Here is a 23,894-nt window from a genome sequence, read left to right as displayed (position 1 = left end):
GGAATGTCTTTTCAGAAGGATCTGAAACGATGGCAAATGCCACCGATACCGCACCAATTGCCCTCAGCGGCCGCGAAAAGGTCTTCTCCGTCATCAGCAAAGCAAGCGGCTGGCTCGATGCACTCGGCTTTTCATGGCTGGTTCCGATCCTGCGCATGATCGCTGGTGACAGCCCGCGGGCACAGTTGGCTGAACTCAAGCGGGTGTTGCTTGTCCCGCTTCTGGGCATCCTGGCCTTCCTCCTTGCATGGGGCGTTCTCGCCCCGAAGGTGGAGACCTCCCTTGGTGCTGTCCCCGGTCCGGTGGAAGTCTGGGAACAGGCCGGCAATCTCTGGGACGACCACACCCGTGAACGCGAGAAAGCTGCGGCTTTCTACGAGCGCCAGGACCAGCGCAACGAGAAGCTGGTTGCCGCCGGAAAGGAGCCGAAATTCCGCACTTACACCGGCAAGCCAACCTATCTCGACCAGATCGTCACATCGCTGCTGACTGTTGGTCTCGGTTTTGGCATCGCCACCCTGATCGCGGTTCCGCTGGGAATCGGCTCGGGCCTGTCGAAAACCTTCAATGGCGCGATAAATCCGCTGATCCAGATCTTCAAGCCGGTGTCGCCGCTGGCCTGGCTGCCAATCGTGACCATGATCATCTCGGCCACATATGCCACGCCCTATGACTGGATGCCAAAGTCGCTGCTGATCTCGGCGGTAACCGTCACGCTTTGCTCGATGTGGCCGACGCTGATCAACACGGCACTCGGCGTGGCTTCGGTCGACAAGGACCTGATGAATGTCGGGCGCGTGCTGCAATTGCCAACCTCGCGCACCATAACCCGGGTGGTGCTGCCGTCGGCCTTGCCACTGATCTTCACCGGACTGCGCCTATCGCTGGGGGTAGGCTGGATGGTGCTGATCGCGGCTGAAATGCTGGCGCAGAACCCCGGTCTGGGCAAATTCGTCTGGGATGAATTTCAAAACGGCTCGTCCCAGTCACTCGCCAAGATCATGGTCGCGGTTCTGACCATTGGCATTATCGGCTTCATGCTCGACCGGCTGATGTTCGCCCTGCAGCGCGCCTTCACCTTCTCGGCAAACCGGTAGGAGGGACGCAATGACCATTCTGGAAATATCCGGGCTGTCCAAGTCCTATGGCGAAGGTGCCAAGCGCACGGATGTGTTGAGCAACATCAACCTGAAGGTGGAAGCGGGCGAGTTCATCGCCATTGTCGGCTTCTCCGGCTCGGGCAAGACAACCCTGATCTCCCTGCTCGCCGGGCTGATCGAGCCCGATGAGGGCGGAGTGATCTACAAGGGAACGGAAATCGACGGGCCCGGGCCTGAGCGCGGTGTCGTGTTCCAGTCATACTCACTGATGCCGTGGCTGACGGTGGCCGGCAATGTCAGCCTTGCCGTCGACAGCGTCTTCAAGAAGAAGTCCCGCACCGAGCGGACCGCCATTGCCGATACCTATATCGACATGGTGGGGCTGAGCCATGCCCGGGATCGCAAGCCTTCGGAACTCTCGGGCGGGATGCGCCAGCGGGTCGCAGTTGCGCGTGCGCTCGCCATGCAGCCTGAAGTGCTGTTGCTCGACGAGCCGCTCTCCGCCCTCGATGCGCTCACCCGCGCCAAGTTGCAGGACGAGTTCGCCGATATCTGTCAGAAAGAGAAGAAGACCATCATCCTCATCACCAATGATGTCGATGAAGCCATTCTTCTCGCCGACAGGATCATACCGCTCAAGCCGGGTCCGAACGCGACGCTTGGCCCCGACTTTCCGGTCACCATAGCCCGGCCCCGCAATCGGGCCGACATGAACTCGGACCCGGACTTCATTCGACTGCGCGGCGAGATCACCACCTATCTGATGGAAGTTGGAGCCGAGCGCGGAGCCGAGGCGGAACGTGACATCCGCCTGCCCGACATCGTGCCGATCTCACTCGGCAAGGAAAAGCTGCCGAAGGCTTATGTCGAGGCGTCCACAGCACTGAAGGACGACAGATATCTTGAATTCAGCCAGCTGAAGAAGGTGTACCCGACCCCGAAGGGGCCACTGACCGTCGTCGACGGTTTCGAGATGAAGATGAAGAAGGGCGAATTCGCCACACTCATCGGTCATTCGGGCTGCGGCAAGTCGACGGTGTTGTCGATGGTGGCGGGTCTCAACCCGATCACCGAAGGCGCGATCATCCTCGACGGCAAGCACATCACCCAGGCAGGACCCGACCGGGCGGTGGTGTTTCAGGCACCATCGCTGATGCCATGGCTGACGGCCTATGAGAATGTCGCACTCGGTGTCGACCGGGTGTACCCGAACGCGACCCAGGCGGAACGCAACGACGTGGCGGAATACTATCTGCAGCGCGTCGGCCTGCTCGATTCCATGCACCGCGTGGCTTCTGATCTGTCGAACGGCATGAAGCAGCGAGTGGGTATCGCCCGTGCTTTCGCCTTGTCGCCCAAGCTGCTGCTGCTCGATGAGCCGTTCGGCATGCTCGACAGCCTGACCCGCTGGGAGCTGCAGGACGTGCTGATGGATGTCTGGAAGCGTACTCAGGTCACCGCCATTTGCGTTACCCACGATGTCGACGAGGCCATTCTGCTGGCCGACCGGGTGGTGATGATGTCGAACGGACCCAATGCCCGGATCGGCAACATCATGGACGTTGACCTGGAGCGTCCGCGCTCGCGCAAGGCGCTGCTTGGCCACCCCGACTACTATGCCTATCGCGAAGAACTGCTCGAATTCCTCGAAGCCTATGAAGGCGGTGCCAATCCGACAAAGGCGCAGCTGCAATCCATTTCTCGAAAACGGTCGGAACGCATCGCCCGCCAGAAGAACGCGGCGACCAACCTAACCGCAGCGGAGTAAGCTCATGACAGAGAAACAAAAGCTTGTCGTCATCGGCAATGGAATGGCACCGGGACGGATGCTCGAACATCTCTTCGATGCGGCGCCGGATGCTTATCAGGTTACGATCTTCAACGCCGAGCCGCGTGTGAATTACGACCGGATCATGCTTTCACCGGTTCTCTCTGGCGAGAAGAGTTTCGAAGATATCATCATCCATGGTGACGGCTGGTACGTCGAGCACGGCGTCATGCTCTACAAGGGGCACAAGGTCGTCGAGATCGATCGTGAGGCCAAGACCGTTGCCTCGGAGCATGGCGAGGTCGCTGCCTACGACAAGCTGGTCATTGCCACCGGCTCGGCTCCCTTCATCATCCCGGTGCCGGGTCACACGCTGCCCGGCGTCCTGACCTATCGCGATCTCGACGATGTCGACGCGATGCTGCTTGCGGCGCAGTCGCGCGGAAAGGCGGTTGTCATAGGTGGCGGATTGCTCGGACTTGAAGCTGCGGCAGGCCTCAAGGAGCGCGGCATGGATGTCACCGTGATCCATTTGATGCCGACGCTGATGGAGCGCCAGCTGGACCCGGCTGCGGGTTATCTTCTCGAGCAGGAACTCGAAAGCCGCGGCATCAGGGTCATCACCAAGGCCAGCACCAAGCAGATACATGGTGAAACCCATGTCGAGAGCATCGAGCTTGAGGATGGGACCATCATCCCTGCGACGCTGGTGGTGATGGCAGTCGGTATCCGACCCAATGTCGCGCTGGCAAAGGAGGCCGGATTGTCGGTCAATCGCGGCATCGTCGTTTCCGACCACATGCAGACCAGCGATCCCGACATCTATTCGGTAGGCGAATGCGTGGAAGTCAACGGCAATGTCTACGGGCTGGTGGCGCCGCTCTACCAGATGGCCGAGGTGGCTGCCGCCCATCTTGCGGGTGACATGAGCAGGCGGTTCGTCGAGACCTCGACAGCGACCAAGCTCAAGGTCACGGGCATCAATCTCTACTCGGTCGGCGATTTCGCCGAGGCAGAGGACCGCGAGGAAATCGTGCTGCGCGACGCCGCCGCTGGCGTCTACAAGCGGCTGGTGCTCAAGGACAACCGCATCATCGGGGCAGTGCTTTACGGTGAAACCGCCGATGGCGCCTGGTTCTTTGATCATCTCAAGAAACAGACCGACATCTCGGATATGCGGGAATCTCTTATTTTCGGCCAAGCCTATCAGGGAGGGTCCCAGATGGACCCTTTGGCAGCCGTTGCAGCCTTGCCCGATGATGCGGAAATCTGCGGTTGCAACGGCGTCTGCAAGTCGAAGATCACTTCGACAATTATGTCCTAGGGCCTGACGGGGCTGGACGACGTGCGCGCCCACACCAAGGCGTCCGCCTCCTGCGGCACCTGTACGGGTCTGGTCGAACAATTGCTCGTGCTCACGCTTGGCGAAGCCTACAATCCGGCGGCCGTCACGCCGATATGCGGCTGCACCGACCTCGGTCATGACGACGTGCGCAGGCTGATCAAGGCCAAGCATCTGAAGTCGATACCCGCCATCATGCAGGAACTCGAGTGGAAGACATCCTGCGGCTGCGCCAAATGCCGTCCTGCACTCAATTACTATCTCGTTTGCGATTGGCCCGACGAATACGCCGATGACTACCAGTCGCGCTTCATCAATGAGCGCGTGCACGCCAACATCCAGAAGGACGGCACCTATTCGGTGGTCCCGCGAATGTGGGGCGGTGTTACCTCTTCGCTGGAACTGCGCGCCATCGCCGATGTGGTCGACAAGTTTTCCATCCCGACCGTCAAGGTCACCGGCGGCCAGCGCATCGACTTGCTCGGCATCCGCAAGGAGGACCTGCCGGCTGTTTGGGCTGACCTTGGAAAGGCCGGCTTTGTTTCCGGACAGGCCTACGCAAAGGGCCTGAGAACCGTGAAAACCTGCGTTGGCACCGACTGGTGTCGTTTCGGCACCCAGGATTCGACCGGGCTTGGTATCAAGCTGGAACGGTTCATGTGGGGCTCATGGACGCCGGCAAAACTGAAGATGGCAGTGTCGGGCTGCCCGCGAAACTGCGCCGAAGCCACCTGCAAGGACATCGGCATCATTTGTGTCGACAGTGGCTATGAGATCCATTTCGCCGGCGCTGCCGGTCTCGACATCAAGGGCACCGAAATCCTCGGGCACGTGAGGACCGAAGAGGAGGTGATGGAGCATGTCGTGGCACTGGCGCAGATGTATCGCGAGCAGGGCCGCTATCTCGAACGCATCTACAAATGGGCAAAGCGCGTGGGGCTTGATGAGATACGCAGCCAGATCATGCAGCAGCCCGACAAGCGCAAGGCCTATTACGACCGCTTCGTCTTTTCGCAGAAATTTGCCCAGGTCGACCCTTGGTCCGAGCGCGTGTCTGGCAAGGACAAGCATGAATTCAAGCCGATGGCGACACTGGGCCTGGAGGCGGCGGAATGAACGCGATCTCACAGACCTGGATCAGGATCGGCAAGCTGGACGACATTCCCCGGCGCGGCTCGCGATGCATCCGCAACGCCAAAATGAGCATCGCCGTGTTCCGCACCGTCGATGACCGCGTCTTTGCGCTCGAGGACAAGTGCCCGCACAGGAACGGACCGCTCAGTCAGGGCATCATCCATGACGGCTGCGTGACCTGTCCCTTGCACAACTGGGTGATCAGTCTCGAAACAGGGCTGGCCCAGGGCGCTGATGAAGGACAGACGAGAACATTTCCCGTCAAGCGCGAGGGCGACGACATCCTGCTCTCGTTCGGTACGCAAAAATGAGGGACGAGCCGGGCCTGGAGGTGCGCACAACCTGCCCCTATTGCGGGGTCGGCTGCGGTGTAGTTGCAAGCAGCAACCGACAAGGCGTTGTCGCGGTCAGGGGCGATCCCGAGCACCCCGCCAATTTCGGGCGACTTTGTTCGAAGGGGTCGGCACTCGCCGAGACACTCGATCTGGACGGAAGGCTGCTTTATCCGGAAATCCGGGGTGAGCGTGCCACCTGGGACGCGGCACTCGACACGGTCGCGAAGCGCTTCTCTTCCGCAATCGCCGAGCATGGGCCTGACAGCGTCGCATTCTACGTCTCCGGTCAACTCCTGACGGAGGACTATTACGTCGCCAACAAGCTGATGAAAGGCTTCATCGGCTCGGCCAATATCGACACCAATTCACGGCTTTGCATGGCTTCCTCGGTTGCCGGTCACCGCCGTGCCTTCGGCAGTGACACGGTTCCCGGGACCTACGAGGACCTCGAACTGGCCGATCTGGTGGTGCTGACGGGATCGAACCTCGCCTGGTGCCATCCTGTGCTCTACCAGCGGATTGCCGCCGCCAAGGCAGCGCGACCCGGCATGAAGGTGGTGCTCATCGACCCGCGCCGCACCATGACCGCCGACATTGCCGACCTGCATCTGCCGATCGCTCCGGATGGCGATGTCGCCCTGTTCCTCGGCCTCCTCGCCCATATCCACGATCAAGGTCTCGTTGATGCGGCCTATGTCGAGGCACATACCAGCGGTTTTGAGACCGCCCTTGCCGCGGCCCGCGCGGTCGGGCTTTCCGAACTGACGGCGCAGACCGGGCTGACGGCGACAGAACTGGACACGTTCTACCGAATGTGGGGAGCGGCGGAAAAGGTCGTCACGGTCTACAGTCAGGGCGTCAACCAGTCCGCCTCCGGCACCGACAAGGTCAACGCGATCATCAATTGCCATATTGCGACCGGCCGCATTGGCCGACCGGGAACGGGTCCGTTTTCGGTGACCGGCCAGCCCAACGCAATGGGCGGTCGTGAAGTCGGCGGGCTGGCCAACATGCTCGCAGCCCACATGGACATAGAAAATCCGGAGCACCGCGCGCTGGTCCAACGCTTCTGGAAATCGCCGGTGATCGCCGATCGGCCGGGACTGAAGGCTGTCGATCTGTTCAAGGCTGTGAGCGAAGGTCGCATCAAGGCACTCTGGATCATGGCCACCAACCCGGTGGACTCGCTCCCGGACGCCGACGCGGTCGAGGCCGCGCTTGAGGCCTGCCCCTTTGTTGTCGTTTCCGACATTGTGGCCGAGACCGACACGATCCGGCATGCGCATGTGAAGCTGCCCTCGCTGGGTTGGGGCGAGAAGGACGGCACGGTGACAAATTCCGAGCGCCGCATCTCGCGCCAGCGTCCCTTCCTTCCGGCTCCGGGCGAAGCGCGGGCCGACTGGTGGCAGATGGCAGAGGTCGGTCGGCGCATGGGCTATGAAGCGGCCTTCAACTATACCGACGCGGCAGCGATTTTCCGGGAATACGCCGCCCAGACCGCATTCGAGAACGATGGCAGCCGCGACCTGGACATTGGTGCTTGTGCTGAAATTAACCGGGAAAGCTATGATGCGCTGTCGCCATTCCAGTGGCCGTTGCCGGTCGGGGAGGGCGATGCGCGCAGCAGGGCACGCTTCTTTGCCGAGGGCGGCTACTACACCGCCGACCGTCGCGCCTGTTTCGTGTCTGTTTCGCCGCCAATAAAGGACACTGCCGCGGCGGGTGCGAGCTTTACGCTCAACACCGGTCGCGTCCGCGATCACTGGCACACGATGACGCGAACCGGCAAAAGCGCCAGGCTTTCCGCGCATATCGCTGAAGCCTTTGCCGAAATCAATCCCCGCGACGCCAGGCAGCTTGGCATTGATGATGCCAGTCTTGTGCGTGTCGCCAATGACCGCGGCGAGATTGTCGTGCGTGCGCTGATCACCCCGCGGCAGCAGCCGGGCAATATATTCGTGCCGATGCACTGGACCGACCAGTGGGCCTCTTCCGCCCGCGTCGATCGGCTGGTCGCGCCGGTGGTGGATCCTGTATCTGGTCAGCCGGCGCTCAAGAAGACAGCCGTGACGCTTACAAAGTTCGAGACGAGCATTTACGGGTTCGTCATCAGCCGGATGAAACCTGCCCTCGAGACCTTCGATTACTGGGCGGTGGCGCGAGCGCAGAAGGGTTGGCGTGCGGAGTTCGCGCATGTCGGCGCACCGGCTGACAGCCATGTGCTCGCCTGCGACCTTCTGGGGCTGGATAGCGGTACCGCACTTCTGTCGTTTACTGATCCGCAGAGTGGACTGACCCGCCATGCCGCCTTCGACGGCGTGCATCTGGCCGGAGCGGTCTACCTCTCGGAGCGTCCGGTGGAGGTCTCGCGCAGTTGGGCCGCTGACCAGTTGGGGCAGGATTTCGAGAACCTGTCATCGCGCTGGCGCGTGATCGCCGGACGGCCGGCAAATGACATGCCTGACAAGGGCGCGATTGTCTGCGCCTGCATGAATGTTGGTGCCAATGAAATCCTCGGGGCGATCCGCGGCGGCTGCATGAGCGTCGACGCAATCTCGAAAGCCACCACCGCCGGTACCAATTGCGGCTCCTGCAAATCGGAAATCAAGGGTCTCCTCGATGAGCATCAGATCATTGCAGCCGAATGATGCACGGCGCGTGAACGAGAAACGCGAGCGCGTGGGGCCGCTCGCGACCTTGCCGGTTTTCTACAAGCTTCATGGCCGCAAGGCGCTGATTGCGGGCGGAACGGAAGCCGCCGCCTGGAAGGCTGAACTGCTCGCCGCCGCAGGTGCCGAGGTGCATGTTTTTGCCGAAGAACTCGACCCGGGCTTCAGCGACCTGATTGCGGACGGCGCCGGCGCCTATGTCTGGCACCGGCAACCCTGGGCCTGTGACAGCTTCAAAGGCATGCAGGTCGCCATCTGCGATGCTGCCACCGATGGCGAGGCAAGGGCCTTCCACTGCACCGCTCGCGCTGCCGGCGTCGCCGTCAACGTGATCGACAAGCCTGCCTTCTGTGAGTTCCAGTTCGGCTCGATCGTCAATCGTTCTCCCTCGGTGATCGCGATTTCTACCGATGGCGCAGCACCGATCCTCGGACAGGCGATCCGCCGCCGTATAGAAACCATGGTTCCGCCCTCGGTCGCAGCATGGGCAAAGCTCGCGCAGACAATCCGCGCAGCGGTCAATGAACGCTTCGCTCCAGGCGGTGAGCGCCGGGTCTTCTGGGAAGCCTTCGTCGATCACGCCTTCGCCGCTCAGCCGACCGCCACAACCGTCAGGGAACTGTTCGCCGGCACAGCGGCGCTGAAGCGGAAAAGGGCCTTGGGCACCGGCAGGGTAACACTGGTCGGCGCGGGCCCGGGTGACGCGGAACTGCTGACACTGAAGGCGGTCCGCGCGCTTCAGGCCGCCGACGTCATCCTGTTCGACGATCTCGTCTCGGGCGACGTTCTGGAACTCGCCCGCCGTGAGGCACGGCGCATGTTGGTGGGGAAACGCGGAGGCCGCGACAGCTGCCGACAGGAAGACATCAACGATATGATGGTGAAGCTTGCCAGGGCCGGCAAGCACGTGGTGCGGCTGAAGGGCGGTGATCCGATGATTTTCGGCCGTGCGGGCGAGGAAATCGCCCGGCTGGAGGCGGAAGGCATACCGGTCTGCGTGGTTCCGGGGATAACCTCCGCACTCGCGATGGCTGCCGAACTCGGTGTGTCCCTGACACACAGGGATCACGCGCAGTCAGTGCGATTCGCGACCGGTCACAGCCGTCATGGCGAAATGCCGGCAGAGATGGACTGGGCCGGGATTGCTGATCCCCGAACCACCACGATATTCTATATGGCTGGACGCACTGCCACAGAAATCTCGGTCAGGCTTGCTGCCGCTGGCATGGACCCGGGCACGCCCGTGGTCATCTCGAAGGCCGTGTCACGCGAGGGCTTCGAACTATGGTCCGGGCCGCTTCGCTCCCTTCCCGAAGGTATTGCCATCACTGGCTACGATGAGCCTGTACTCATCGGCATCGGCCCGGTATTCGCGGCGGTCGCCGCAAGACAGTTTGACCAAACACCAAGGGCAGTTTCCGCCGCAGGTCAATGATCGCCTGATGGCCTCTGCCGCGATGGCCGGGTCGGATAATGACTGCCCGCTTTGTCTCTGGGGATTTGCGCACGCGACCGTGCTCAACTTCCGGACGGTCCGGGCAATCAAACAATCCGCGTGACCGAGATGGAGGATGACGGCTGGAACACCTGGATTCTAAGCCAGTGTACGCACGTGATCCACCGCCCGCTTGGAAGACCAAGGGGTTGGCAGCGCCGAACGGCACTCTGTGTAGCAGTTTTGTGGATCACATTTGTGCTGCAGTCAAGGGGCCCGGACAAGACTCTGAAGCCGTAAGAGAATGGAACGCAGGCTCCTATGCTCGCGTCTGCAGCGAAAGCGCTGTGACTCGTCGAACGTGCGGCTGTCATCTGCTTGTTGCCTTTCCGCCGTGAGTCGGTACCGGAGCTTCTCGACTAGGGGCGATTGCAGCTATATCCATCCGATAGGGAAATTCGGGAGGGCACCGCGTGGCGAAGCTGCAGATACTGATTGTCGTTGGGCAATTGCTAAAGCTTGGAGGCAAGGAGCGAGACGCGCTGGCAGTGGCTCGAAAGCTCGGGGAGGAGGGGCATCCATTCCAGATATTGACCCGTGCGGCGGCACCGGAGCTTGCAGCAAAACTCCCAATCATCTGTCTCGAGAGAGTGCCTCACACAAACCATGCAGCGCTTGCCGCGCTTGCCAAAACTGCGGAGGGCATGAAGCGTAGCGGGAAGGCCGATATTGTGTTGACGTTTGAGAGGATCGGCCCAGCAGATTTTTACTACGCAGCTGACCTTCATCAGGAGTGGTCCTGGCAAAAACGCTTGCTGCCGCGCTATGCAACATTGTCGAGGCTTGCACAGAGACTTTTCGAGTCCCCCCGCCAGTTTTCTTTCTTCCTCGGAGAGCAACAGGCACTGGAATACTCCAGAGTTTATCATCTGCGGGAAGAGAGGTTCCGTATTCTGTCGCCCGTCATTCACGCGGATCGTGCAGACGAACTTCGGAGAATTGCGCAGGAATCCAAGCCGGAGAATGGCGAACGGGTCAGGCTTCTGAGCATAGCCACTGCTGCCGAGAACAAGGGAGTGGACTTGTCGATCCGGGCTATCGCGAGGTGCCCGGATGCTCAGCTCACCGTAATCGGATTGAAGTCAAAGGATGCGAAGCGCATGCGGTCGCTAGCTCAGTCGCTGAACTGCGATCCAAGAGTTGACATCGTGGACTACGGTGATGTCCTCGCGCAATTACAGCACGCCGACTTACTGTTGCATCCGGCGCGCCTAGAAAACACGGGGACTGTCATTGCCGAAGCTCTTCTCGCAGGCGTGCCCGTTATAGCCACGGAAAACTGTGGTTATGCAAAGTTCCTGCGTGATGGCGCTGGAATCGTTCTGCCGCAGCAGCCAACTATCGATCAAATAGTCGAGGCGCTTGAGAAGGGTCGCGAGGCTAAGCACCTACTCCACATGCGCCAATGCAGCTTGAAGAAAGGTGGTGAGCTCGCGGAAATAAAGGGCGCTTGGCTAAACGAGGTAGTGGAAAGCCTATCTGTCTACGACCGTCGCAAAGCAGCCCTATAGACTGCAAGAGTTTTCGTTGCGATAGCATCCACTGAAAGCTGTTCCTCCACATAGGACCGTGCTTTGAGCCTGAGCTCCTTGCTCATCCATTCAGGCTGTCGTGCAAGGATCTCGTGGGCGATCTCCCCTGGCGTTGAGCAAGTAATGCAGATCGCGGTCATCCCATCGATTGTATGATGTGAGTGAAGTCCATCGTCTCGCACGGAGATCACCGCCGTCTCGCTAGCCATTGCTTCGAACATCACAGAGCCACCTGAGAGAGAGAGCAGAACATCGTGTTCCGCCAATGCGGCAGGCATGCCGTCAGGAGAAATACGTCCCTCGAGAGCGACGCGATTACCCAGATGGTTAGCTCGAATGTATTCCTCGACCTCGTCTGCGTAGGAGCGATCCGTTGGGCTACCAAAAATATGCAGAGAACCGACTTCTGGAGGGAGTTGTGCAAATACCTTCACCGCATCTAGGACGCGCTTCTCCGGCTCAATTCGACCTACAAGCATAAACTTCGGTCGCTTGTGAGGAGCGGGGGCAGGACCAGATATGAACGTTTCTGTGTCTACCGCATCGCCGACTGTGAATATCTTTTCGGAAGAAATGCCCGCATTCATTGCGTCGATGCTGTACCTCTCGGCGATCGAGATCACAGCATCTGCATACTGAACCTTATGCTTTTCGTAGTCCCGAAGCTGAAGTGGCCCGCGAAGATGTGCCACCCAAGGTACACCCTGTTTTCGAGCCGAACGCATCGCATATTCGTTTCGCCAGACATCATTCGCGTGAACTATCGACGGAGCAAAGTCTCCTGCGATCTTCTGGATCTGCTTGAGCTTTACGTATCGTGAAAGGATGTTCCTGCCTTTACGCCAAGGGGGCTGGTTGCAAAGGATCACTGGGGTATCAGTCTTGCGAACCTCTCGCAGCATCTCACCTGGTTCGTCGACGACAACGAGGTACTTGATGTCAAGTTTGGAGGCAGCCTTGAGAAGGTAAAGCACCTGCCGTTGTGAGCCAGCAATTTCACCACCCCTGCAAAGCAGCAATACTCTCATCTGTTCGCGGCTCTACGCATGCGCGGAGCTAGCTGCTGTGCTGGTCGCTGCGCTAATTGCATCTTCTCCCGCATCACTCCTGCGCCGTGATCTTTCTGTAAGTATTTAGCACTGGTATCGACGGGAGCAACTACTCAGCAGCTCCTCACAGTATGCGGCCTCCGAAAACCTGCGGGAGAAGCGGCTTTCAAACCCCCGTCACTGCATCCCTCAGATACCCAGCCCATCGTGGAGCGTTGGCAGGATCGGCGATCAGGTCGTTGCGGATTTCGAACTCCACGCAGGGGATTCCGCGCTTTTCGCCGTGGACCGGGATCGCATAGTCGGAATCATCTCCAACCGCGTAGGGCTCATTCGAGCCGATAACGCGGTCGGTGTTGGTGGTGAGCCATTCATAGATGCGCGGAGCGAAGTCGCGGTCACGATTGAAGAGCACACCGATTTCCCAGGGGCGCTTCTCGCCGTGGAAGACAGGCGTGAAAGAGTGAACAGTAACCAGTTTGGTGGTTCGACCTGCTGCGTTGCGGGCATCAAGTGCTTCGGTCACGGCATTGTGGAAGGGCCAGAAGATTTCATTGGCGCGCGCCTCGCGATCGGCCGCGCTCAAATTCTGATTGGCCGGGACGATCGTCGCTTCGCTTTTTTCCGGCGCGAAACTCGGCACATCCGGACGGCGGTTGCAGTCGCAAACCAGACGCGAATAGCGCTGCATGTAGAGCGGCGCGTCCAGCATCTTTGACAATTCGAGCGCTACGGCGCGCGCGCCGATATCCCAGGCGATGTGGCGTTGGCGGTCTTCTTCCGACAGACCCATGTCGCCAAGCGCTTCGGGGATCCTGTTTCCAGCATGCTCGCAGATGAGGAAGAATTCGGATTTGCCCTGAGCATTGACGACCTCAAGAGGCGGCGGCTCGTGGGGTGCCAGCACGCGTTTCGTCTCCCGAGATGTCTGGTTCCAATCAGTCAAGGCGATCCCTCCCAACGTTTGTACCAAATGATACAAAATCGTACGCTTCATGCAATATGTATCTTTTTGTTGACGTGGACATTCGCCCGCAGTTAGCTTTGGCAGCAAAGGGGAGCCGCAAAAACGTGAATGAAAAAGCAGTTATAGAAGCGCGGTCGCTTTCGAAGAGATTCGGGGGGCTGCTGGCGGTGGATGGCTACAGCCTGACGCTGAACAGCGGTGATCTTGTCGGGCTGATTGGACCCAATGGTGCGGGGAAAACAACCGCGTTCAATTTGCTGACAGGTGTCTTGCCTTGCAGCTCCGGCACCATCGCCATCAATGGCCGTGACATGACGGGTGCCGCTCCTCATGAGATGGCCCGCAAGGGGATCGCCAGAACCTTCCAGAACATCCGTCTGTTTGATGACTTGAGCGTGCTTGAGAACGTGATGTGCGGCGGTCACGAGCGCTATAGCGCGTCCACATTCTCGACCCTTCTGCAACTGCCTTCATTCTGGCGCGCTGAAGACCAGCTCAGGCAGGTCAGTGAAGATATTCTCGAGCGGATCGGTTTGGGAAAATTCGCAGCATCGCGAGCAGGTGACCTCTCTTATGGTGATCAGCGGCGGGTGGAAATCGGCCGTGCTCTCGCAGGCGGCCCGAAGGCTCTTCTGCTGGACGAGCCAGCCGCTGGACTGAACCCGTCCGAGACAACCGAACTCGTGAGCTTCATCCGCGAGATCAACAAGGAGTTTGGCATCGCCGTCCTGGTCGTCGAACATGACATGCATCTGGTGATGGGGCTTTGCGAGCGCGTTCAGGTGCTCAACCGTGGTCAGCTCATTGCCGAGGGAACACCGAAAGAAATCCAGAAGAATGATGCTGTGATCGAAGCCTATCTAGGCACGCGGCGGAAGGGGAAAGCCCATGCTTGAGGTCAGGAACCTCAATGTCGTCCGCGGTGCAACGCATGTGCTGAAGGACGTCTCCCTTACGGTGCGTGAGGGTGAGCTGACGGCTCTGATCGGCGCAAATGGCGCGGGGAAGTCGACAACGCTGCTCACCCTGTCTGGTCTGCTGCGCCCAAAATCGGGCGAAATACGCTTTACGGCGGATGGCAGTGAACTCGACCTCGCTCGCGCCTCATCCGAGAAGATCGTACGCCACGGCCTCATTCACTGCCCCGAAGGTCGCCAGATTTTTCAATCGCTAACTGTCGCTGAAAATCTCGAGATGGGGGCCTATACCCGAAAGGATCCGGGGCAGGTGAAGAAGGACATGGAGCGTATCCTGACCCTCTTCCCCATTCTGGCGGAACGTTCGGACATCCCGGCAGGCTCGATGTCGGGCGGAGAGCAGATGATGCTTGCAATCGGCCGCGCGCTGCTCGCCAAGCCAAAGATGCTCTTGCTGGATGAACCGTCTTTGGGCCTGGCCCCGCAAATCGTGGAAACGATCTTCGATGTGATTGAACAGCTTAAAGAAACGGGCGTGACGATTTTGCTCATCGAACAGAATGCGGCCATGGCACTCGATATCGCGGACCACGCTCATGTGCTGGAAAACGGCCGGATCGTGCTGTCGGGCAGTGGCGCGGAACTGGCCGCCAATGACCGGGTGCGTCAATCCTATCTCGGAGGCGCAGCATGACCCAGTATCTCTTCCAGCAGATCATCAACGGCCTTGCGCTGGGCAGCCTTTATGCGCTGGTCGCCATTGGCTTTTCGATGATCTACGGCATTGTCCGCCTGATCAATTTCGCTCATGGCGATCTGGTGATGATCGGCTCCTTTTCCACCCTCGCACTCGTTGCGGCAGGGATACCCTGGCCATTGATCCTGCTGTTCGTGCTCGCGGTGGGTGCCATGGCTGGCATGATGATCGAGACAGTCGTCTTCCGCCCGATGCGCGGTTCCAGCCAGGTGACGGGCTTCATCGCGACACTGGCAGTCTCCATCGCCATCCAGAACAGTGCTCTGATGGTGCTGACAGGACAGCCACGCAACTTTCTGTTTCCCGCCTATATGCGCCAGCGGCTTGAGCTCGGCGGCGTTAGCGCCTCGCTGACGGACATCATCATCATCGTTCTCACACTTCTGCTGATCGCAGGCCTGTTCCTCATCGTCTATCGCACGCGCCTCGGCACAGCGATGCGTGCCACTGCTGAGAACCTGACTGCGGCCCGGCTCATGGGTGTCGCGGTCAACCGCACGATCCTTGCAGCCTTCGCCATTGGCAGTGCACTTGCCGCAGTTTCGGGCCTCTTCTGGGGCGGGAAGTTCGGGCAGATCGATCCGCTGCTCGGCTTTGTGCCGGGCCTCAAGGCCTTCGTTGCCTGCGTCATCGGTGGTGTGGGTTCGATCGGTGGAGCCATGATGGGGGGCTATATTCTTGGCCTCGCCGAAGTACTTTTCGTCGGACTGTTGCCCCAGGAATATTCCGGCTACCGGGATACTTTCGTGTTCCTGCTTCTCATCGTCATCCTGCTGGTTCGCCCCTCAGGTCTGTTTGTCCGCCAGTCAGGGGAGCGTGCTTGAATGAGTGATGTGAAGACAGAGCAGATGCAGCCTCATTCAACTGACGGCAAGATGAATATGCAGGGGCCGATCGCGGTTGTCGGCGTGATCGCGCTTGGCGCTTCGATGGTTTTTCTCGCGGGGCAGGGGCTCAGCAGCTACGTAATCACGCTGCTGGCGCTGCTGTTTATTAATGCCGCGCTGGCTGTGTCGCTGACCCTGACAAACGGACTGACGGGTCTGTTTTCTCTGGGCCATCCGGCTTTCATGACCATTGGTGCCTATGTGGCGGCGATCCTGACCTTCTCCGCCAGACGTAAGGGCTCCATGCTGCCCGCATTGCCGGAGTGGCTCGCCACGACCGAACTCTCCATGCTTCCCGCGCTGCTCATAGCAGGCATTGCTGGCGGCCTGGTGGCGCTGGCCGTTGGTGGTGCCGTGCTCCGCCTCAAGGGCCATTATCTGGCGGTAGCCACGCTAGGACTCATCATCGTTGTGCAAGGCCTTGCGACAAACTGGGACGGGATCACACGCGGTGGCTCGGGCATCAGTGGCCTGCCGCGCCACGTGGACATCTGGTGGGCTTTTGCCTTCCTCGTGGTAGTGGTGTTCGTCACTTGGAGGATCAAGTTCTCATCCCTGGGCCGAGCGATGATGGCAGTGCGTGAGAATGAGCTGGCTGCGGAATGCAGCGGCATCAACGCCTCCCGGCTGAAGATCCTTGCATTCGTCATCGGCGCGATCATGGCCGCCATGGCAGGCGCGCTGCTGTCTCATCTGATCAGCGTGGTAACGCCGAAGACCTACTCCGTGCTGCTGGCCTTCAACATCGTGGTCATGGTCGTGATTGGTGGCTCGGGCAGCATCTTCGGGGCAATCGTGGCGGCTACTGCCATCACGATCCTGTCGGAGTCGCTGCGACCTGTTGAGGAAAGCATCGGTCTATACGGTATGAGCCAAGTCATCGTCGCGCTCTGCCTGATCATCGTTCTATATCTCAAGCCTTCGGGCCTCTTTGGCAGCAATGAACCCAGATCACTGCGCAAACTCTTTGGACAGCGGGTATGACCATGAAGCCACGGCCGCAGGACATCTTCGAGACACGCGCCCAGCCACTGGTGGCCGGGCGCACAGGGCTGCTGATCATCGATGCGCAGAACTGGGTGATGGATGAGAAAAACCGCCAGCCGCGCCCCGAGTTCTATGAGGCAGCGCGAACAGCGGCCATACCGAACATGGCGCGTCTGGCAGATGCGTCGCGCAAGGCTGGCGTTGAAGTCATCTACACGGTGATGGAAAACTTCACCGAAGACGGACGTGACAGGAGCCTGGACTACAAGCTTTCCAACTTCTTCATCCCCAAAGGGTCGTGGGATGCGAAGGTCATCGATGAGCTCGCTCCGCAAAGGGACGAAATGGTCATCCCCAAGACCTCTTCGAGCCTCTTCAATTCCACGAATTTCGAGTATCTCGTCCGAAATATCGGCCTTGATACGATCATCGTGACGGGCTTTCTGACCGATCAATGCGTGGACCACACGATCCGGGACGGCGCTGATCGGGGCTTCCACATGATCTGCGCGACGGACGCATGCGCAACGGATACGAAAGCGCGCCACGAAGCGGCGCTGAAAGCCTTCAAGGGTTATTGCCGCAGCGAGACAACTGCAGCGCTTGTTGAAGCTATATCAGGCTGCAAATAGGGCAGCGTGCTTCCATCACTTCTCTGCCATCAAGCGAGCAGCCAGAGCCTTTCTTGCCCTGGCTGCTGATCGACGCTTAATAGGCCTGTCTGTACCGTTCGCATTGTTCCTCAGGTGAGAGCTCGTTCATCATCTGGTTCTCGAAGCGCTTGTGCGCGACATAGGCGTTGAGCATTTCAGCGCCCATGCTGTCCCGCATGACCTCGCTTTCCTCAAGCAGGTCCAGAGCCTCCTTGAGGGATCCCGGGAGCTTCCGCACCTTCAGTTTCGCGAGTTCCTCCTCGGGTAGATCCTGCGGCGGTCCGGGGCAGACGGCAGGGGCGGGCAGCTTGCTGTCCAGGCCATGCAGTCCCGCAGCCACCAGCGCGCCAAGAACCAGATAGGGGCTCGCGGTCGCATCAGCTGCCCGGTACTCGAAGTGGAATTGCTTTTCCACTGCCGCGCCAGCGCCCGGGAATATCGGGCAGATGCGCAAGCCCGCTTCGCGATCCCGTGCGCCCAGATTGTTGTAGGCCGCACTCCAGCGGTTTGGCGTGAGGCGCAGATAGGACACGGTTCCCGCTGCGGTGAGCGCGGTGAAGGCGGGCATCAGTGACAACACGCCTGCCAGGAAGGATGCGGCGGTGCTCGAAAGGCCATCCTTATTGTCCGCATCGTAATTGACGGGTGAGCCGTCTTTGGCATCCATCAGGCTGAAATGCATATGCACGCCATTGCCCACCGCATCCGGGCGCGAGATCGGTGTAAAGCAGGCGCGGGAGCCGAAGTGTTGAGCGACAGCGCGTGCGATCTCGCGCACGGCGATGGCCTGGTCGGCAGCTGTCACGCCTGTCGCGGGTCCAACCGTGACCTCATACTGCTTTGGTCCGAATTCGGGCATGAAGGTATCGAGTTCGAGCCCGGCCTCTTTAAGTGCAGCCAGATAGGTTTCAGCGAACTTTCCCTGCCTGCGAAACGCGTCCAGGGCATAGCTGCCATTGGGGCGCTCTTCGACGGATTCCAGCATGAACTCATGTTCGAACGCCGCCTTGATTTTCAGCCCATGGCGCTCCTCAAGCTGATCGAGCATGCGCTTCAGGAAGCTGCGCGGGCAGACATTCCAGGCCGTGCCGTCCAGATTCTCGATATCCGCCATCATATAGTGCATCGCCGCAGCGTCGGGTCCGAAATCCACCCGCACGCGCGTGTCCGGATCTGGCTTCAGAACCGTGTCACCGAATGGCCCCCAAGGGGACGGCGCGATCGGACCATGGGCGGTGATCATGCTGTTGGTCGGGGTCCAGCCGATCCCTTTGACAAGGCGGCTCTCCAGATCGCTCGCTGGAAAGCCTTTCCCTCGAACCTGACCTGCCAGATCCGATGTGCAGATCATGATGATTTCTTCAGAATCCATAAGTTCCCCTATTGGTCATTGTTCTTCGCCACGGCCTGTCCCGTAGCCTTCGGTGAGCTGCGCTCGAGCCGTTTCCAAGGCTTCGATGCGCTTTCGGCCTTGCTCGTCGGCCATGCTGGCAACAGCACCCACCAGACCCTCAGCAACTCCGAGCCCGACCGTGAGTACGTCGAAGATGGAAGGCGCATCGACCTGGAAAGGCAGCACCACGCTTGCTGATCGAGCAGCAGGCGATTGCCAGATATCGGTGAGGAGGATGACGGTCGCGCCACGTTTCGCCGCGGCATGGGTGAAGGCGACGACGTCTTCCTGGTAGCGGCGCACGTCGAAGACGACGAGGATGCTGCTGCGCCCCATATCGAGAATATGCTGCGGCCAGCTTTGCGTCTGGCCAGAGATAACCTGAACGCGACCGCGCACGGCGGTCAGCAGGTCGCCCATATAGTGCGCGATGTTGGACGAGTACCGCCCGCCGAGAAGATGCACATCGCGCTTGCGGTCCGACAGTAACTTCGCTGCGCGATTAAACTCCTCCTCGGGCAGTACCTCGGGGAGCGTCTGGAAATGCCCCGCCATTCTGGCACAGGTGCGCGCGAAGAATGTATCGCTTGTCTGGCTATCGCGTGTCTGCCGCTCACCAAGGCGCATCAGAGGCGATTGCAATGTTTCCTCGATATGAGAGCGCAGCGCGTTCTGAAACTCGGAATAGACGGGGAAGCCGAGGCGCTTGACGAGGCGCAGGACAGTGGCGGTGCTGACTTCGCTCTGCTTGGCGAACTCGGCAACCGTCGTCAGCCCGGCCATCGGATAGTTCGACATCAAATGGCGTGCCGCACGCGCTTCACGCGTGCTCAGCTCGGGCAGTACCCTGCGCAGCTGTTCCAGCACACTCATTGACTGATGCCCCTCAGGCTTTCGTCCCTCATGGCGTGTATGAAATCAGACAAAATGCCCGAGATAAAGAAAAAATGTATCATTCGATTGACGCCTCCCCTTTCCAGAGTCATGCTGTTTGTAGCACTGGGGCATGCCTCGTGCGCCAGAGGGTGAACACAAGAAGAAAACGGAGACTGTGATGTTACGATTGATCGCCGCATCGGTGGCTGTCGCCACGACACTCGGCGCTGCGCAAGCGCAGGAGAATATCAAGATTGGTGCGCTCTATAACGTGACGGGCGGCATGTCCTCGCTTGATGGTCCGTCACTGAAAGGTGCGCAGCTGGCTGTAAAGCAGCTCAACGCGGATGGTGGCCTCCTCGGCAAGCAGATCGAGCTGATCGCGCCGGATGGCAAGACGGATCAGCAGGAAACCGCAAAGGCGGCCCAGCGCGTTCTGTCTGAAGGTGTGGTCGCTGGTATCGGCCAGTCTGACACGACCTTTGTCATGGCAGGCGCACCGCTCTTCCAGGAAGAAGGCGTGCCATTCGTCACCTCAGGCGCGACGCACCCGGAGCTTCCGCAGTGGGTTGGCGACTATATGTTCATGACCCCGTTCGGGGATGACGACCAGTCCTACGCGATCGCAGACTACGCTTACGATGATCTCGGCGCGCGCAAGGTCGCCGTCTGGACCGACAACTCCATGGACTTCACCAAGGCGCTGAGCAAGTTCTTCGTCGAGCGTTTCGAGGAGAAGGGTGGCGAGATCATCGGTACCGATTCCTTCATGATGGGCGATACCGACTTTTCCGCGCAGATTGCTCGCCTCGCTTCGATGGACCCTCAGCCAGATGCGGTGTTCATTTCCGCGATTCCCTCTGAAGCTGGTCTCTCCGTGAAGCAGATCCGCGAGCAGGGCATCACCATGCCGATCGTTTCCGGCGATGGTTTTGATACCGAGCTGGTGTCGACCGTACCGGGGCCGGAACTGGCCAACGATGTCTATTTCTCCACGCACACCTATCGTGCTGATGATCGGCCGGAAGTGACGAAGTTCATCGAGGACTACAAGGGCGAGTATGGCATCGAGCCGGAAAACGCCTTCGCGCCTCTCGGCTATGACGCGATCATGCTCGTCGCCGACGCCATCCGCCGCGCGGACTCCGCGGAACCTGCTGCAATCAAGGATGCGCTGGCCGAAACCCGCGGGTTCAAGGGGGTCACGGGTGAGATCAGCTATACGCGTGAGACCATGGTGCCGCCGAAGCCTGTATCCATCATCAGCGTTCAGGGCGGGAAGTTCGAGGTCGAAGAGATCTGGAAGCCGGAAATGAACTGAGCCAAAGGCTCAACGACACGTACAAGCAGGGCTTCGGCCCTGCTTCTTTTTGGAACAAGCCTTGATGGTCGATTTGGAGCAAGCAAGACATGAATGACAGCAGCGGCGGCACATTGGCCCGATATGAGGGGCGCGATCGCAACCTGGTGCCTGAGAAGACGGCAATTCTCGTCGTGGATGCACAGAATGCGGAACTGGATCCAGCCATCCTGGAGGCTCACCCCGAGTTTGCCAGTGCCCTGAAAACCCGTGCTCTGCCTGCGATGAAAAAGCTCATCGAGGCGGGCAGATCGAAGGGTGTTGAGGTCCTCTACACGGTGATCGAGTCGCTCACCAAGGACGGTCGCGACCGCTCGCTGGACCACAAGCTTTCCAACATCCACGTGCCAAAGGGGTCGAAGCTCGCAGCGGTCATCGACGATGTCGCCCCGGTTGGTGACGAGATCGTCCTGCCAAAGACCTCGTCAGGCGTTTTCAACTCCACCAATATTGATTACGTCCTGCGTAATCTGGGCATTGAAAACGTTATCGTGGTCGGCTTTGTGACCGACCAGTGCGTGGATATGGCAATACGCGACGGTGCTGATCGCGGCTACTACATGGTCTGCGCACAGGACGCTTGCGCTGCCTACACCGAAGAGCGCCATGCGACAGGTCTGCGCGCATTTGGCGGCTACTGCCGTGTGCAGGATGTCGAAGACGTCATCGCATCCTTCAGCAATGAATAAGGAACATTGGTCTCGCGGTTCCTGCCGGGCCCGCGTAGCCCAAACCGCTCATATCAGTTCGCGCTATCCGGCCACTCAATGATCTGGCTGCACGGGAGGGTGGGGCTTTTCTTCTCGTCGGGGTCGAGAAGGCGATAGACCGTTCAGGCGACGAAAGCACAACAGGCCCAGGCTTGGGCCTGTTGGTGTTGGGACTGTGTGGAACTAGCCCAGCAGTTTGGCCAGGTCCGGGCGGAAACGATACACATCCTTCCGCTTTACAAGCCATCCGCGACGATGAAGCTGAAGCGTCGCTGACCGAAAACGCGACATCCTTGTCAAGTCTCGCAGTTCATTCAGCTGCAGGCTGCCGCCACCCGTGGCTTGAAATGCGCGTATAACTCTCCGCTCCACGGTTGGCAGCTGTCGGATCAGCCGATCAAGCTGATGCTGCAGGAACACGGTGTTTCGAGCCCCCGACGACGAGGATGCATCTGCGTCTGCAAGCCTCAATCTGTCAGTCCGGTCCTTCGCGATAATCCCGCGTTCGATCAGCTGCAAGATCGCAGTATCGTGTGCGCGGTCTCTTGGTGTTGCACCGCAGAGCAGCGCCAGCAGCTTGCTGCTAAGGCCGCCGGGTGAGGCCTGAAGAAGTTGAAGAACGAGATCCTCATATCCGGCAGCGTCGGAGGTAGAGGCTTCCGCATAGAGATCGGGTGCGGTAATGCAGGCCCTCGGTTGCGGTTCATCAGGCGCAGGAGGAAGTTTGTTGTTGCTTCCATTTGCGAGAATGTCATCAACCACCCTGTCGATCGGTACAGGAGGGACGGAGAGCTTTTCCGTCACATGGGTATTGTCCAATCTGCCTGTCATAGGTGCGAGGATCCGGGCCTTCGGGTGATAGCCGCCAAAGGCTGCGCCCTGGATCACGAACTCTCCCGCTTCCAGAGAGGCGAGGCACGCGAGTTCACGCGCCGACCTGCCGAGCTCTTTGGCAGCGCGATCAATATCCTTGCTATCCGTGGATCGGCCGAAGAACTTATTGCGAGTCTGGGACACCACGGCTTTCGCTACATCCGGCAGTCGCTGTGTTGCCATCAGCAGACTGTAGCCCTTTTTCCGTCCTTCCTTTGCCACCCAGGCTACAGAATCTTTGGACGGCGATGTGCCACGCTCTGGAGCGAAACGATGCACTTCATCCAGCACGACCAACATCGGGTGTGCGCCTGGCAATCGCATAAGTCCATTGAGTACCTCACGCACCACGGTTGAGCCCTCACTGTTGGAGAGCGTGCTGATATCAAAGATGACAGATGCGCGGCCATTGGCAATCGACTCGATTTGCCGAATCGCAGTCTTATAGGTCACCTCCGGGTGGCCATGTTCGCCGCCAACGATCAACATTCCATTGGGGCTGGCCTTCGATAGATCCAGGAACTCGCTTGCCACGTCGAACACAACGACGGGCAATGCAGAGGCGAGAGCCAGTTCGAGCGCCTTGCGCATGAGCACGCTCTTTCCGCCGCCGCTTTGAGCGATGCACGCGCTGTGCTGGCCGATGAGCTGTCGGAAATCCACTTCAATTTTCTGGCCGTCCGCTGTGGTTGCGAGTGTGGAGTCCGGAACAATCTGTGCGTCTGCTTTCATTCACTTTGCCTTTCGCGTAAGCGCGGTTCTCGCGCGTCCAAGTGTAATTTGTTCATCCGAAGACAGGGTTGCGATCAATGAAGAACAAAACCAATGATATCATAGATGACAAATGTTTGCAAAAGAGCCTACGAAGGAAAGGTCATGATAAGACGGTATAATACTTAAAATAATACTATCAAATCTTGAAAGATAGCCGATTCGAGGCCGCGAAAAAGAATCTTTGCTTGGGTTATTGTTGACGAGAGAGCCGCCGCTCTGAACCGACTATGAAGGTGGTCCTTCAGCTGGACGCGTCGGCGGGCGGCACATCCGAATATGCGGACGAACATGTCGCTTACGGAAAGAGCTGGAGCCA

Annotated in this window: 18 protein-coding genes and 1 pseudogene; 14 read left to right on the top strand and 5 right to left on the bottom strand. The window is 59.5% G+C overall.

What is annotated here, in order from left to right; translation table 11 throughout:
• The first annotated feature begins 29 nt into the window (after positions 1–29).
• The 7 genes and pseudogenes from EL18_RS09365 to EL18_RS09335 all read left to right on the top strand — a co-directional run bounded on the left by EL18_RS09365 (position 30) and on the right by EL18_RS09335 (position 11,354).
• A complete protein-coding gene (locus EL18_RS09365; RefSeq protein ID WP_036482186.1) occupies positions 30–1,097 on the top strand; it encodes an ABC transporter permease in 1,068 nt (355 codons plus the stop codon).
• A gap of 10 nt (positions 1,098–1,107) precedes the next feature.
• Positions 1,108–2,868 (top strand): ABC transporter ATP-binding protein, encoded by a 1,761-nt coding sequence (locus EL18_RS09360; RefSeq protein WP_036482183.1) that lies wholly within the window; start codon positions 1,108–1,110, stop codon positions 2,866–2,868.
• A gap of 4 nt (positions 2,869–2,872) precedes the next feature.
• Positions 2,873–5,326: pseudogene (nirB, locus tag EL18_RS09355) on the top strand (nitrite reductase large subunit NirB).
• Positions 5,323–5,655, top strand: a complete 333-nt coding sequence (gene nirD / locus EL18_RS09350) for a nitrite reductase small subunit NirD (RefSeq protein ID WP_036482180.1) — start codon at positions 5,323–5,325, stop codon at positions 5,653–5,655. The pseudogene nirB and the gene nirD overlap by 4 nt, the downstream one beginning before the upstream one ends.
• A complete protein-coding gene (locus EL18_RS09345) occupies positions 5,652–8,327 on the top strand; it encodes a nitrate reductase (RefSeq protein WP_036482170.1) in 2,676 nt (891 codons plus the stop codon). Before nirD ends, EL18_RS09345 begins: the two co-directional genes overlap by 4 nt.
• Positions 8,299–9,783: a siroheme synthase CysG gene (gene cysG, locus EL18_RS09340; protein WP_051913963.1), complete on the top strand. Its 1,485-nt coding sequence runs from the start codon at positions 8,299–8,301 to the stop codon at positions 9,781–9,783. The genes EL18_RS09345 and cysG overlap by 29 nt, the downstream gene beginning before the upstream one ends.
• 473 nt (positions 9,784–10,256) lie before the next feature.
• Positions 10,257–11,354 (top strand): glycosyltransferase family 4 protein, encoded by a 1,098-nt coding sequence (locus EL18_RS09335; RefSeq protein WP_036482160.1) that lies wholly within the window; start codon positions 10,257–10,259, stop codon positions 11,352–11,354.
• Here EL18_RS09335 and EL18_RS09330 read toward each other — a convergent pair.
• The gene (locus tag EL18_RS09330; RefSeq protein WP_081871138.1) at positions 11,327–12,403 is read right to left on the bottom strand and encodes a glycosyltransferase family 4 protein; all 1,077 of its coding nucleotides are present in this window, start codon (positions 12,401–12,403) and stop codon (positions 11,327–11,329) included. The two genes, EL18_RS09335 and EL18_RS09330, sit on opposite strands and share 28 nt — an antisense overlap.
• Positions 12,404–12,590: 187 nt before the next feature.
• Positions 12,591–13,370, bottom strand: a complete 780-nt coding sequence (locus EL18_RS09325) for an N-formylglutamate amidohydrolase (protein ID WP_036482154.1) — start codon at positions 13,368–13,370, stop codon at positions 12,591–12,593.
• Between EL18_RS09325 and EL18_RS09320 the strand changes: the two genes are divergently transcribed.
• The 5 genes from EL18_RS09320 to EL18_RS09300 are packed head-to-tail and all read left to right on the top strand — an operon-like array spanning position 13,349 to position 17,571.
• Entirely contained in the window at positions 13,349–14,287 is a 939-nt protein-coding gene (locus EL18_RS09320; protein ID WP_244444544.1) for an ABC transporter ATP-binding protein, read from the top strand. The genes EL18_RS09325 and EL18_RS09320 overlap by 22 nt on opposite strands.
• Positions 14,280–15,002, top strand: coding sequence for an ABC transporter ATP-binding protein (locus tag EL18_RS09315; protein WP_036482152.1), 723 nt, complete (start codon positions 14,280–14,282; stop codon positions 15,000–15,002). The genes EL18_RS09320 and EL18_RS09315 overlap by 8 nt, the downstream gene beginning before the upstream one ends.
• A complete protein-coding gene (locus EL18_RS09310; RefSeq protein WP_036482150.1) occupies positions 14,999–15,889 on the top strand; it encodes a branched-chain amino acid ABC transporter permease in 891 nt (296 codons plus the stop codon). Before EL18_RS09315 ends, EL18_RS09310 begins: the two co-directional genes overlap by 4 nt.
• The gene (locus EL18_RS09305) at positions 15,890–16,936 is read left to right on the top strand and encodes a branched-chain amino acid ABC transporter permease (RefSeq protein ID WP_051913961.1); all 1,047 of its coding nucleotides are present in this window, start codon (positions 15,890–15,892) and stop codon (positions 16,934–16,936) included.
• Positions 16,933–17,571, top strand: coding sequence for a cysteine hydrolase family protein (locus tag EL18_RS09300; RefSeq protein WP_051913959.1), 639 nt, complete (start codon positions 16,933–16,935; stop codon positions 17,569–17,571). The genes EL18_RS09305 and EL18_RS09300 overlap by 4 nt, the downstream gene beginning before the upstream one ends.
• 76 nt (positions 17,572–17,647) lie before the next feature.
• Here the strand turns inward: EL18_RS09300 and EL18_RS09295 are convergent, their stop codons facing one another.
• A complete protein-coding gene (locus EL18_RS09295) occupies positions 17,648–18,964 on the bottom strand; it encodes a glutamine synthetase family protein (RefSeq protein ID WP_036482148.1) in 1,317 nt (438 codons plus the stop codon).
• A 15-nt stretch (positions 18,965–18,979) separates the two neighbouring features.
• On the bottom strand, positions 18,980–19,858 hold the full coding sequence (locus EL18_RS09290; RefSeq protein WP_036482145.1) for a MurR/RpiR family transcriptional regulator: 879 nt from the start codon (positions 19,856–19,858) through the stop codon (positions 18,980–18,982).
• Between the two features lie 181 nt (positions 19,859–20,039).
• Here EL18_RS09290 and EL18_RS09285 point away from each other — a divergent pair, with 181 nt between their 5' ends.
• Together EL18_RS09285 and EL18_RS09280 are read left to right on the top strand one after the other, a co-directional pair.
• A complete protein-coding gene (locus EL18_RS09285) occupies positions 20,040–21,182 on the top strand; it encodes an ABC transporter substrate-binding protein (protein ID WP_161781986.1) in 1,143 nt (380 codons plus the stop codon).
• Between the two features lie 89 nt (positions 21,183–21,271).
• The gene (locus EL18_RS09280) at positions 21,272–21,910 is read left to right on the top strand and encodes a cysteine hydrolase family protein (RefSeq protein ID WP_081871134.1); all 639 of its coding nucleotides are present in this window, start codon (positions 21,272–21,274) and stop codon (positions 21,908–21,910) included.
• 204 nt (positions 21,911–22,114) lie between these two features.
• On the opposite strand, the gene EL18_RS09275 is transcribed toward EL18_RS09280, so the two are convergent.
• On the bottom strand, positions 22,115–23,536 hold the full coding sequence (locus tag EL18_RS09275) for an ATP-binding protein (protein WP_036482142.1): 1,422 nt from the start codon (positions 23,534–23,536) through the stop codon (positions 22,115–22,117).
• Positions 23,537–23,894: the final 358 nt, after the last annotated feature.

Source organism: Nitratireductor basaltis (assembly GCF_000733725.1).
GTDB lineage: Bacteria > Pseudomonadota > Alphaproteobacteria > Rhizobiales > Rhizobiaceae > Chelativorans > Chelativorans basaltis.
The sequence above is the reverse complement of the archived record's forward strand: the minus strand, read 5'-3'. Positions and strand labels throughout refer to the sequence as shown.